Source organism: Bacillus sp. HSf4, assembly GCF_029537375.1.
GTDB lineage: Bacteria > Bacillota > Bacilli > Bacillales > Bacillaceae > Bacillus > Bacillus sonorensis_A.
On record NZ_CP120679.1, the window covers coordinates 744,464 to 756,764 of the forward strand.

General features: G+C 46.4%; 9 protein-coding genes. 7 read left to right on the forward strand and 2 right to left on the reverse strand.

Annotated elements, in window-relative coordinates:
- Positions 1-82: 82 nt before the first annotated feature.
- Positions 83-727 (forward strand): SDR family oxidoreductase, encoded by a 645-nt coding sequence (locus P3X63_RS03755; protein WP_026589714.1) that lies wholly within the window; start codon positions 83-85, stop codon positions 725-727.
- 34 nt (positions 728-761) lie between these two features.
- On the opposite strand, the gene P3X63_RS03760 is transcribed toward P3X63_RS03755, so the two are convergent.
- Entirely contained in the window at positions 762-1,631 is an 870-nt protein-coding gene (locus P3X63_RS03760; RefSeq protein WP_026589713.1) for an effector binding domain-containing protein, read from the reverse strand.
- Between the two features lie 105 nt (positions 1,632-1,736).
- Complete coding sequence (locus P3X63_RS03765) at positions 1,737-3,281, reverse strand: multicopper oxidase family protein (RefSeq protein WP_277692476.1); 1,545 nt, start codon at positions 3,279-3,281, stop codon at positions 1,737-1,739.
- A 336-nt stretch (positions 3,282-3,617) separates the two neighbouring features.
- On the opposite strand from P3X63_RS03765, the gene P3X63_RS03770 reads away from it, so the two are divergent.
- The 6 genes from P3X63_RS03770 to guaA all read left to right on the forward strand — a co-directional run bounded on the left by P3X63_RS03770 (position 3,618) and on the right by guaA (position 12,041).
- A complete protein-coding gene (locus P3X63_RS03770; RefSeq protein WP_035428799.1) occupies positions 3,618-4,625 on the forward strand; it encodes an acyltransferase family protein in 1,008 nt (335 codons plus the stop codon).
- Positions 4,626-4,912: 287 nt separating this feature from the next.
- Complete coding sequence (locus P3X63_RS03775) at positions 4,913-5,785, forward strand: cation diffusion facilitator family transporter (protein WP_026589709.1); 873 nt, start codon at positions 4,913-4,915, stop codon at positions 5,783-5,785.
- A gap of 134 nt (positions 5,786-5,919) precedes the next feature.
- Positions 5,920-6,882 (forward strand): AAA family ATPase, encoded by a 963-nt coding sequence (locus P3X63_RS03780; RefSeq protein ID WP_026589708.1) that lies wholly within the window; start codon positions 5,920-5,922, stop codon positions 6,880-6,882.
- Positions 6,882-8,093, forward strand: coding sequence for a DUF58 domain-containing protein (locus tag P3X63_RS03785; RefSeq protein ID WP_277692477.1), 1,212 nt, complete (start codon positions 6,882-6,884; stop codon positions 8,091-8,093). Before P3X63_RS03780 ends, P3X63_RS03785 begins: the two co-directional genes overlap by 1 nt.
- Positions 8,094-8,098: 5 nt before the next feature.
- Positions 8,099-10,324 carry a DUF4129 domain-containing transglutaminase family protein gene (locus P3X63_RS03790; RefSeq protein WP_277692478.1) on the forward strand — a complete coding sequence of 742 codons (2,226 nt, stop codon included), beginning with the start codon at positions 8,099-8,101 and terminating at the stop codon, positions 10,322-10,324.
- A gap of 175 nt (positions 10,325-10,499) precedes the next feature.
- Positions 10,500-12,041, forward strand: a complete 1,542-nt coding sequence (guaA, locus tag P3X63_RS03795) for a glutamine-hydrolyzing GMP synthase (RefSeq protein WP_277692479.1) — start codon at positions 10,500-10,502, stop codon at positions 12,039-12,041.
- Positions 12,042-12,301: the final 260 nt, after the last annotated feature.

Consider the following 12,301-nt stretch of genomic DNA (forward strand, 5'->3'; position numbering starts at 1 on the left):
TTCCATATGAGCAGGCCGTTTGAAGAAGTTGTCCCACAATGAAATAATGGAAGGAGAACCGAATGGAAAGGAGCATATTCAGATGAAAGTGTTGATTGTCGGTGCAAATGGACAAATTGGCCGCCTTCTGATCAGTATATTGAATGAAGACGGCGTGCATCAAGTCAGAGCGATGGTTAGAAATCAGGAACAGGCTGAAGAGCTGAAACAATCTGGAACAGAAGCCGTTCTTGCCGATTTAGAGGGGACAGTGGATCATATTGCACAAGCTGCAAAAGGATGTGACGCGATTGTCTTTACAGCCGGTTCAGGCGGAAAAACCGGCGCTGACAAAACACTGCTGATTGACCTTGACGGAGCTGTCAAAACGATTGAAGCCGCTGAAAAAGCGGGAATCAAACGGTTTATCATGGTCAGCACTTTGCAGGCTCACCATCGGGAAAATTGGAACGAAGCGCTCAAACCGTATTATGTTGCGAAGCATTATGCGGATCGAATTCTTGAAGACAGCGATTTAACGTATACGATCATCCGCCCGGGAGGCCTCCTAAATGAACCTGGCACAGGCAAGGTGAAAGCCGCTGAAAACCTTGATCGCGTCGCGATTCCTCGTGAAGATGTCGCCAAAACCATTGCAGCGGCGCTCACTGAAGAGCATACATACCGCCGTTCCTTTGATCTGACTTCAGGAGACACGCCTGTCGCTGAAGCGCTGAAAGCAATATAAAAAAACAGAGCCTGGAACCATTGGTTCCAGGCCTTTAACGAATGGGAATGTAGACTTTCATTCTCATATCATCCGGATAGGAAGATTGGCAAACATCAGTCACTTCAAAATCAGGTCCTTCTTTTCTTTCATAATTCGAATTCGGCAGCCATGTCCCATAAATGAATCTGCGTGTGTTTTGAACCGATGCCGACGGCCCCTTCACATCAAAAATGGCGTATTTACCTTCAGGAATTTTAAAATAAACCAGTGGCTCCGGGACTTCTTCCGCCGGGGCGTGAACGGCTTCTCCAATGATAAAAGAGAATTCCCCTTCATCTTGAAAGTTGCATGAAATCCCATATGACATACTTGGAGCAGCTTTATTCTGGATCTTTAAATAATATTCATTTTGTCCGAAATCAAAGTAAAATCCCGGAATCTCTTCGAAATATGTTTCATTGTTTAAGTTTGTCCGATATTCATATCCGATGATATGGATCTCGTCCAGATGCATGATCTTTGGTTTGGTCATGATCAGCTCTCCATTCATTTTGTTTTTGTAGTCGAGAAAGTTCATTTTCGCTTGATGGTCCAGCTTGACCTTTGCCTTGCGGTATTTGGCTGGAGTGATCCCGAAATAATGAGAGAACGCCCGGCTGAATGCTTCCTGTGATCCGTATTGGAAATCCATCGCGATGTCGAGGATGGGCCTGTCCGTTTCCAAGAGCGACACAGCGGCCTCAGACAGCCGCCGGTTGCGGATGTACTCTTTGACAGAGAAGCCGGAAATCGCCTGGAAAAGCCTTTGAAAATGAAATGGGGAAAAATACGATTTTGCCGCAATATCTATGATGTTTAATTCCTCTTGAAGATTTTCTTCGATAAAATAAACCGCTTTTTGAATTCGTTCATAATAGTCCATCGTCATACACAGCCTTTACCATTTGATTACTTTTATTGTACAAGATTACGTGTGGATTTTTTTGATGATTTGTGCTTTTTTAAAAAGCCTCCTGATGGGGAGGCTTTATCGTTGTTGCCGCGGGTCTTGGACTTCAAGCGGCCGCATCATATCGTAATCTTCATGCTCCAATATGTGACAGTGCCATACATATCGGCCGCTGTAGGGGCTGAAGGTGGCGATGATGCGGGTAACGGTTCCCGGCGGGACCTTTACGGTATCTTTGAGGCCTTTTTCGTTCGGTGCCGGGGCCACGGCGGGGCCTGTAAAAATGAGCTCTTTGTTTTCCTGATAGCGGGCTGTGTCAAACGGCCGGTGATCAAGGATCAAAAATTGAATGAGATGCAAATGGATCGGGTGTATAGCTCTTCCTGCATTCACGATCGACCAGATCTCGGTGCTGCCGAGCGCAGGCGTTTCTGTCACTGGCTCATGCCACTTTGTGTTATTTAAAAGAAGAACCGGTCTTCCGTATTGGTCCAGGGAAGCTCCCAATGACAGTGTCCTGATGGTATCCACTTTATGACTTCTCACATAAGGCCGTTTTCTCAGCATTTTTGGGATTGAAGACGTATCTTTGTGCTTCAGCGGTTTTGTGACGCGGAATTGCATAATGTCTGCATCGGTTTCCGGATCAGCGTCTTGTCCGCCGCAGCCGATCCGGTTTTTCAAGGTGATGGTTTTTCCTTCAGCATTCGAAAAGTCGACGATGATGTCAAACCGTTCAGCAGGCGCAACCGTCAAAGACTGAACTTTTACCGGATGCTGGAGCAGGCCGCCGTCCGTTCCGATTTGATGGAAGACATTGTCGGAGTCGAAATATAGTTCATAGAATCTGGTGTTGGAAGCATTCAGAATGCGGAACCGGTATTTTCGCGGTTCGACTTCCGCATATGGCCACACTTTTCCGTTGACTAAAATGGTATCTCCGCAAAAAGCGGGAACAATAGACGGATCCGGAAGTTCGGGAGAAGGGTTGTCTGGCTGGCGCGGATAAAACAATGAGCCATCTTCATGAAACGATTTGTCCTGTATCAACAGGGGGATTTCGTATTCTCCTTTCGGCAGGTTTAATGACCGTTCTTCCCGGTCGCGAATGAAATAAAGCCCGACCAGACCGGCGTATACATTCAGCCTCGTCAGCGCCATCGCATGGTCGTGATACCAGAGTGCGGCGGCATCCTGATGATTGGGATATTCATATACCTCCCTTTTGAAAAACGGCCCTGTTTCTTTAAAGCCTCTCGTAAACCAGGCTTCGGGATAGCCGTCGCTGTCAGCCGGAGTATTCCCTCCGTGCAAGTGAACGACGGTCTTCATCTCAGGTCCGTGGCGGACATCCTCATGAATCGTATGATCGACCGGGAGAAAATGATGATCTGGAAGGTTGTTCAGCCACTTGACTTCGACCCTTTCATTTTTATTCACTTCAAATGTAGGTCCGGGGTAGCTTGCGTTATATCCGTAAAGCCGGGTCGGCGGCAGATCGCGGTGAAGCTGCTGGTGAAACTCTTCCATCTTCACTTCATAATACGTTTTGGTCTTGCTTTTTGTATGAGGTTTGATCACTTTTGGAATCGGCAGACTGTCAACGAATTTTTCAAGCTTCATGTTTCACCTGTCCTCTTAAGTTCTGATAAATGCATCAGTACATTATAAGACGGTGTGTGTGGATAGGTTCCTGCCGAGAGAGGAAAAGGGCGGGCTAAAAGCCGTTTATTTCCCAGCGGCTGCTGCCCCTTCTTTTCACTTTAAGTTCCGGGTCGAATATGCTCTAAAAAAGGCGGATGATTACAAAAGTATGAACAGAATATTTCCAAACGATTAAATATTGCCTTGAAATCGGTTTTGCGGGGGATGAGAGTGGAGCTGACGTATTTCATGATGGTATGTTATGCGTGAACCCTTACTTTTAGGGAGCGAATCGGTCTGAAAGGAGATGTCTTGATGCAGAAAAGAATAGATTGGATTGACGCGTCGAAAGGTTTGGGAATTATTCTCGTCGTGTTGGGTCATACACCGACGACGGATTGGCTGAAAACGTTCATTTTCGCTTTTCATATGCCGCTGTTTTTCTTTTTGTCCGGGGTCGTATATCATGATGCGAATCTGACTTTTAAGTCTTTTCTGTATAAGAAAATGAAGACGCTTCTTTTGCCTTACTTCATCTTTTCCGTCCTCGCTTATTCATTCTGGTTTTTAATCGAGAGGCATTTCAAGTTCAGCGGAAGTTCTGATGTCGATCCGATCATTCCTTTTAAAGGAATCTTTTATTCGATACCCGATCACTACATGCTGACACACAATCCGGCGCTGTGGTTTTTGACATGCCTGTTTGTTGTCGAACTTCTTTTTTTCTGTATGAAAAAATGGCTGAACGACCGTTTTATCGTCTGTTTCGTCATGTTGTCCGCCGCTTTGGGTTATTATAATTACCAGTATCTCGACATCAAACTGCTGTGGAATATCGAGGTGGCCTTGACCGCAATCGTTTTCTACTCGGCCGGTTTTCTTCTGAGGAAACGCTTGAGGGAGCTGAAAATGAGAAATCGAAGAACACTGCTGCTTTCATTTCTGTTTTTCGCGGTGGTCGCCTATCTGCAAAGCTGGAATGTCAGAGTTGATATGAGAGCTAATGAATACGGTGATATGGCGATCTTTTACATCACGGCATTTTCGGGTACTGCCGGTGTCATTTTTACGAGCTTTCACTTGGAAAATGTAAGGCTTCTTCGATTTCTCGGCAAAAACTCGCTGATCATTCTTGTTCTCCATTATCCGGTGATTCGAATATTGAAAGCCGTCATATACTATTTGCTTGATTTTTCGCTTGATGAGACATACGGCTCGCTTTTATGGAGCGGGATTTATTCAATCGCGACGCTGGTCATCATGATTCCATGCATCATCGTGTTGAATCGGTATCCGGTTTTTCTTGGGAGAAGGAGGTGCTGAAAAACCTTGCAGACTTTGCAAGGTTTTGATTTTTCAAAGAAAAAATATTCAGAATAAAAGAGCTGCAGCTCGGTTTGGCGGCTGTGGACGGAACAGACGATTTATGGAAAGCCTTGCCGGGAACGGGTTTATTGGGGGTTTGGCTCCATTGAAATTTGTTTCTCTCATTAAAAAAAGTTCTATGCCGACTATATTTCTGCAAGAAGTGAATCATGTTTCTATAGACTCACTCAAGTTTGGCTTTGTATGATTAAAGGCGAAAACACGGATGGGAAAGGAAGCTTTTTATGGAACGGTATGATGAATTGAAAAAAGGAGAAACCGGGGCATGGGTCAGCATCATCGCTTACCTTTTGCTGTCGGCTGTGAAGCTTTTCATCGGCTACGCCTTTCATTCAGAGGCTTTAAAAGCTGACGGGCTTAACAATACGACGGATATTATCGCTTCTTTAGCGGTGCTGATCGGCCTCAGGATTTCACAAAAGCCGCCTGATGAGGACCATCCGTACGGACATTTTCGCGCTGAAACAATCGCCTCGCTCGTTGCATCTTTTATCATGATGGTTGTCGGTCTTCAAGTGTTGTACAGCTCAGGTGAGACCTTGTTTCATCCTCGGGAAACAACGCCTGATATGATCGCGGCTTGGACGGCGGCCGGAAGTGCAATCATCATGTTTCTCGTGTTCATTTATAACAAAAGGCTGGCTCAGAAGGTCAACAGCCAGGCCCTTTATGCGGCGGCAGCTGATAATAAATCAGACGCTTTTGTCAGCATCGGAACATTTGCGGGGATTTTTGCCTCGCAGTTTAATCTCGCCTGGGTCGATACCGCGGCGGCCTTTATCATCGGTTTATTGATCTGCAAAACCGCCTGGGACATTTTTAGGGATGCCGCCCATTCCTTGACGGACGGCTTTGACATCAAAAATATTTCGATGTATAAAGAAACGATTCAACAGGTGCCGGGAGTCGGCCGGATCAAGGATGTAAAAGCGCGGTATTTAGGAAGCGCCGTCCACGTAGAGATCATTGTCGAGGTCAGGTCGGACCTGAATATTTCCGAAAGTCACGATATCGCTGATGAGATTGAAAGAAGGATGCAGGAAGAACATTCGATCGTTCATTCCCATGTTCATATAGAGCCTTTTGAGGAAAAATAGCCTTTTCCAGCAGGGAAAGGCTATTTTTTTCGATTTGCAAAAAAAGACTTTTTCATCGGTTTGTTGTCTTCTGCTGAAACATCGTTTATGGTAAAGTTAAATCAATTCGAATCGTCAGCATGAGGAGGAAGAGGATGGCTTATCAAGAAGCGCTGCACCCTGTTTTGGGAAAAGTAGCCGATAATATAGATAAAGTAATAGTAGGAAAGAAAGATATAGCCGTTTTGAGCCTGACCGCCATTTTGGCCAACGGTCATGTCCTTTTGGAAGATGTACCCGGCGTCGGCAAAACCATGATGGTCCGGGCGCTGGCTAAATCAGTCGGTGCGGAATTCAAGAGAATCCAATTTACACCTGATTTATTGCCTTCGGATGTAACAGGTGTTTCCATTTACAATCCGAAAACATTGGAATTTGAGTATCGTTCAGGCCCGATCATGGGGGATATCGTGCTGGCAGATGAAATCAACCGGACTTCGCCGAAAACCCAATCGGCTCTCCTTGAAGCGATGGAAGAAGGCAGTGTGACGGTTGATGGTGTGACAATGCCGCTTGCAAAGCCTTTTTTTGTGATGGCGACGCAAAATCCTGTTGAATATGAAGGGACATATCCGCTGCCTGAAGCACAGCTTGACCGCTTTTTATTTAAGCTGCGCATGGGCTATCCGACCATCCGTGAAGAGCTGCAGGTCCTCGATCTTCAAGAGAACCGCCGTCCGCTTGAAGAGATTGAGCCTGTCATCGAAAAGGAGGAGCTCGCGGCTTTTCAAAAAGAGGCGGAAATGGTTTATGTGGACGCCTCAATTAAAGAGTACATTGTTGAAATAACGCAAAAAACGAGGAACCACCCTTCCGTATATTTAGGTGTCAGTCCGCGCGGATCGATTGCACTGATGAAAGCCGGACAGGCGTATGCATTTTTGCACGGTCGCGACTATTGTATTCCTGATGATATTCAATTCCTGGCGCCTTTTACCCTCCAGCACAGAATGATTTTGCGGCCGGAGGCTAAGTTCGAAGGGAAGCGCCCTGAAACGGTTCTTCAGGAGATTATGTCGAAAACGGAAGTTCCTGTTGGAAGGCCGATGAACAAATAATGAGTGAGCGTATCGGTCTGTTGAAATACGGGTGGAAGCTGTTTGTTTTATTTCTTCTGTCCCTGGTGGCGTTCAGCTATGCCATGTTTCAAGGGGGATTTGTCAGCTGGTTTTTGTTTTTCGCTTTTCTCCCCTTTATGTTGTATGCTTTCCTGTTTGCTATTTACCCGCTGTCCAGCATAACGGCGGTGCGAAAGATCAGCGGGGAGCATTTGAGAGCCGGAGAGCGGCTGAATCCCGTCATCACTTTAAAACGAAAAGTTCCGTTTCCGCTCATGTTTATGATCGTGGAAGACTGTCTCTCTGATTCGCTTTTGAAAAACGGAAATCCCGCCGGAGCGAAGCAATTTCTTTTTCCCTGGTTCAAAAAGGAAATCAAAATGGCTTATACAATAGATTCGGTGCCGAGGGGAGATCACCGCTTAAAAGAGATCAGGATCCGCACAGGCGATCCGCTCGGACTTGTGGAAAAGGAAATTTCCCTACAGGTGGAAACGTCTTTCTTTGTTTTGCCCTCATATCAAGACATTGCATTTCATGCGAGGTCGGGGAAGTTTGATGATCAATCGGGGTATGCCTCAGACCTGCGGCGGAAGAACAGTACATTGGCGTCAGGCGTCAGGGAATACCAGCCCGGTGATCGTTTTGCCTGGGTGGACTGGAAAGCGTCGGCTCGGCGAAATCAGCTGATGACAAAGGAGTTTGAACAAACTAAAGGCCATGATCTGCTGATCTTTTTGGATCAGTCTCCGTCTGACGCGTTTGAGGATATCGTCAGCTTGACCGCATCCATCGTTCGCGCCGCTCTGCGGGACGGGACGAACACCGGGCTTGTTGCCGGCGGAAAGGAAAAAGCCCGGTTTCCGGCGCGGAACGGAGAAGAGCATTTGCAGCATCTGTTTCATTATTTGGCGGTAGCGGATTGCGATGCTCTTTATCCGTTCCACACGCTCATGGACAGCGAGTTAAACTCGCCTGACGTGAGGAATGCGGTGACATATGTGGTGACAAGCCGGATCACGGTGGAATTATCAAATGTTTTGGCTCACACATTGAAAGACAACCCGCCTGTCGTTTTTCTTGTCAAGGATAAGGGAGGGGACGTCTCACGCGAAGAGAATGCGGCTGTTGAACATTTAAGAGCGCGGGGGACGGAAGTGAGCGTCATTTATGGCGGGCGCTTTTCCCGTGCTTTTGCGAAAGCGAGGTGAAAACCATGAGGACCGGTAGACAATACAGCCGGGTCGGTTTGCTGTTTTTTTATGTATTAACGTTTATGCTGCTTTGGGAATGGCTCCGTCCCTTGCAATACTTTACGGATACGGGGCATACGTACTTTTTCATTTTATTTATCGCTCTTGTTTTTTCGCTTACATTTTTCAGGGTCTCATGGTTTATCAGATTTCCGGTCAGCCTCGGATTTATTTTGTTTGCCCTTCATTGGATTTTTTACGACGGATCTTTATTTTCGCCTTCGTGGATCACGCTGTTTCTGCAAGACATCGGCCGGAATCTTTCCCACATCTTCTCCGGGATGTGGCGGGATATGTCGCCGTTGTTTCGGACGCTTCTCTTTTACATTTTGCTTTGGCTGCTTGTGTATTTGCTGCATTATTGGGTCATTTATCAGCGCCGAATTCTTTTCTTTTTTATGATGACCGTCGTTTATATCGCGGTTATCGACACGTTTACGCCGTTTGACGCCTCAGGGGCGATCGTGCGGATCGTTTTGTTCGGCTTTCTTTTATTGGGACTCCTTTATTTTGAACGAATGAGGGAAGGTGAAAGGCTGCAAACCTCGAAAACGGTGTTTTTAAAATGGTTTGCCCCGCTGCTGCTTTTGACTGCCGCCTGTGTGGGCATCGGGACGGTGGCACCCAAGACAGATCCAGTATGGCCTGACCCGGTGCCATTCATCAAAACGGCTGCAAACGGCGGTCTTGATTCGCCGGGAAAGAGCAGAGTCGGCTATGGCACAAATGATGAAGCATTGGGCGGCCCATTTTCTAAAGATGATTCTTGGGTATTTACATGGCAGGGAACGGAAAGAAGCTACTTCAGGGCGGAAACGAAAAGCCATTATACAGGGAAAGGTTGGATTGAAGATGAGAAATCGGGTTCATCCATCCAGCTCGATCTGGACAGGCTTGATTATCAATGGTTTGAAAAAAATGTGAAAACAGAGACACACAAAGCGGTTATCGATATGGAGCCTTCTTACCGGTATAACCATGTTCTTTATCCGATCGGGACGACGCATATCACCTTAAACAACTTTTTTGTTCCGCTGCATATGAACGAAAACACGGAGAAAATCGTCCCGGCCGGCAAGACGGGGGCTGATGTTCAGAATCTTGAAAGCTATACATTAACCTATAAAGCACCCATTTTTGATGTGAACAAGCTTAAACAAGTCACGATCGAATCGGAGAAGGAGTGGAGCAGCAGCCATGAAAAGTACCTTCAGCTTCCCGACACACTTCCTGACCGGGTGAAAGATCTCGCCGGGAAGCTAACAAAGGATCAAGATAATGTCTATGACAAAGCAAAAGCGATTGAAGACTATCTCGGTTCTTCCGAATTTAGGTATGATACAAAAGACGTTGCCGTGCCGAACAAGGATCAGGACTATGTCGATCAGTTTTTATTTGAAACGAAAATCGGCTATTGCGACAATTTTTCAACGGCCATGGCGGTTCTCCTTCGTTCGGCCGGAATACCCGCGCGCTGGGTGAAAGGCTATACATCCGGACAGTACGCCGGAGCGACAGCCGACCGGAAACGCAATATGTATGAAGTGACAAACAATAATGCCCACTCCTGGGTCGAAGTATATTTTCAAGGGCAGGGCTGGGTGACATTTGAACCGACGAAAGGTTTTGTCAACCCTGAGCATTTCATCGAACAGTCGAACGGCCATAGCGGCGCCGCAGCAGAAAAAAAGGAAGAAGAACGAGAAAATGCCGCAGATGAACAGCAGCAGACCGCCAAAAAACAGGAAAGCCCGCAAAAAAACGACCAGAAGGAAAAACATAAAGAAGCTCAAGCCGATTCAGGTGCCGCCAACAGCGGCAATAACAGCGTTCTCTTATACAGTGCAGCGGCTCTTTTTCTCCTGTTGGCACTTGCGGCCGGTTTGTACTATACACGTTCCAAATGGATGCCGGTCATCATCATCGCCAGGCTGAAAAAACGGCGCGATGACGCGGTTTTCTTCAAAGCATATGAGGAGCTTATCCGCCAGCTGCAGCGGAAAGGCATCATCAAGCAGGAAGGGCAGACCCTCCGCGAGTTCGCGAAAGCGGTGGATGAGCGCTCAGGCAATCATGATATGACGGCTTTAACCCTTCGTTATGAACGGGCCCTGTATCGCAAGGAAAATGCAGGAGAACTTTGGAATGAGTCAGCGGAGTTATGGGAAAATTTAATTAAAAGGAGATAGTCTTGACCGCTTTCTGTCCTATTGTTAGAATAAGTGAATATTAAAAACCCTTATATATACTTGCTGGCAGGCTCGGCTGCGCCCCGAGCCTTAGTCCCGCGAATGGGGGCAGGACGGCCATATGTCTGCCGCCATTTTTTCTGTGCAAAAAACAATTTGATAAAGAGGTGACACCATGACGAAATTAGTAAATGAAATGATTCTTGTATTGGATTTTGGAAGTCAGTATAATCAGCTGATTACCCGCCGCATTCGTGAGTTTGGTGTATACAGTGAGCTTCATCCGCATACGTTGACGGCAGAAGAAATCAAGGAAATGAATCCGAAAGGAATTATTTTGTCCGGGGGGCCGAACAGCGTTTATGATGAAGGATCATTCCGCTGCGACGAGAAGATTTTTGACCTGGATATCCCTGTTCTCGGCATCTGCTACGGCATGCAGCTGATGACTCATTACCTCGGCGGAAAAGTTGAGGCGGCAAGTCAGCGTGAATACGGAAAAGCGAACATTCACATTGAAGGTGAACCAGACCTGTTCAAAGATCTTCCAAACGAACAAGTCGTCTGGATGAGTCATGGTGATTTAGTTGTCGAAGTTCCAGAAGGCTTTACTGTTGATGCGACAAGCCATCACTGCCCGAATTCAGCGATGAGCAAGAAGGATAAGAAATGGTACGGTGTTCAGTTCCATCCGGAAGTGCGCCATTCGGAATACGGAAATGATCTGTTGAAAAACTTCGTTTTCGGTGTTTGTGAATGTGCCGGAGAATGGTCAATGGAAAACTTCATTGAAATTGAAATGCAAAAGATCCGCGAAACAGTCGGCGACAAGCAAGTGCTGTGCGCGCTAAGCGGCGGTGTCGATTCATCCGTTGTTGCGGTGTTGATCCATAAAGCGATCGGCGATCAGCTGACTTGTATTTTCGTCGACCACGGACTTCTTCGCAAAGGTGAAGCCGACGGCGTCATGAAAACATTCAGTGAAGGCTTCAACATGAACGTGATTAAAGTTGATGCGAAAGACCGCTTCCTGAACAAGCTGAAAGGTGTTTCAGACCCTGAGCAAAAACGCAAAATCATCGGCAATGAATTTATCTATGTGTTTGATGATGAAGCGGACAAGCTGAAAGGGATCGATTTCCTTGCACAGGGAACGCTTTACACAGACATCATCGAAAGCGGCACCGCGACGGCGCAGACGATCAAGTCGCACCACAATGTCGGCGGACTGCCGGAAGACATGCAGTTTCAACTGATCGAACCGCTGAACACCTTGTTTAAAGATGAGGTGCGCGCGCTTGGAACAGAGCTCGGCATTCCTGATGAGATCGTTTGGCGCCAGCCGTTCCCAGGCCCGGGTCTCGGCATCCGCGTTTTGGGAGAGGTAACGGAAGAAAAACTGGAAATCGTCCGTGAATCTGATGCGATTCTTCGCGAAGAAATCGCAAAAGCTGATCTTGAAAAAGATATTTGGCAATACTTCACGGTCCTTCCTGACATCCGCAGCGTCGGCGTCATGGGAGACGCAAGAACTTATGACTATACGATCGGTATTCGCGCCGTGACATCGATTGACGGCATGACATCCGACTGGGCGAGAATTCCTTGGGATGTCCTTGAGACAATCTCGACACGGATCGTCAATGAAGTGAAGCACATTAACCGCGTTGTCTACGATGTTACGAGCAAGCCGCCTGCGACAATTGAGTGGGAATAATGAAAAAAGCCTCAAATCTTTTTATAAAGATTTGAGGCTTTTTTTATAAAACATATTAAACGAATAAACTGTTACATCCCTAGTTTTCACCAGCCTGCATCATCTATTCATTTGTCAAATAAAATCGAATTCATAAAATATTCATTTAATTACAAATAATGTATGATAGTATAAATATATACAATTTAAAGTAGATAGTGTTTTTAATTTTTCAAGGGGTTCTTTGTTAGATAAGAATGATAAAAAATGATGCCCTCAAT

Excerpts from the sequence above, each read along its gene's own strand:
- P3X63_RS03755 (WP_026589714.1), top strand. The coding sequence starts at position 83 with ATGAAAGTGTTGATTGTCGGTGCAAATGGACAAATTGGCCGCCTTCTG.
- P3X63_RS03760 (WP_026589713.1), bottom strand. The coding sequence starts at position 1,631 with ATGGACTATTATGAACGAATTCAAAAAGCGGTTTATTTTATCGAAGAA.
- P3X63_RS03765 (WP_277692476.1), bottom strand. The coding sequence starts at position 3,281 with ATGAAGCTTGAAAAATTCGTTGACAGTCTGCCGATTCCAAAAGTGATC.
- P3X63_RS03770 (WP_035428799.1), top strand. The coding sequence starts at position 3,618 with ATGCAGAAAAGAATAGATTGGATTGACGCGTCGAAAGGTTTGGGAATT.
- P3X63_RS03775 (WP_026589709.1), top strand. The coding sequence starts at position 4,913 with ATGGAACGGTATGATGAATTGAAAAAAGGAGAAACCGGGGCATGGGTC.
- P3X63_RS03780 (WP_026589708.1), top strand. The coding sequence starts at position 5,920 with ATGGCTTATCAAGAAGCGCTGCACCCTGTTTTGGGAAAAGTAGCCGAT.
- P3X63_RS03785 (WP_277692477.1), top strand. The coding sequence starts at position 6,882 with ATGAGTGAGCGTATCGGTCTGTTGAAATACGGGTGGAAGCTGTTTGTT.
- P3X63_RS03790 (WP_277692478.1), top strand. The coding sequence starts at position 8,099 with ATGAGGACCGGTAGACAATACAGCCGGGTCGGTTTGCTGTTTTTTTAT.
- guaA (WP_277692479.1), top strand. The coding sequence starts at position 10,500 with ATGACGAAATTAGTAAATGAAATGATTCTTGTATTGGATTTTGGAAGT.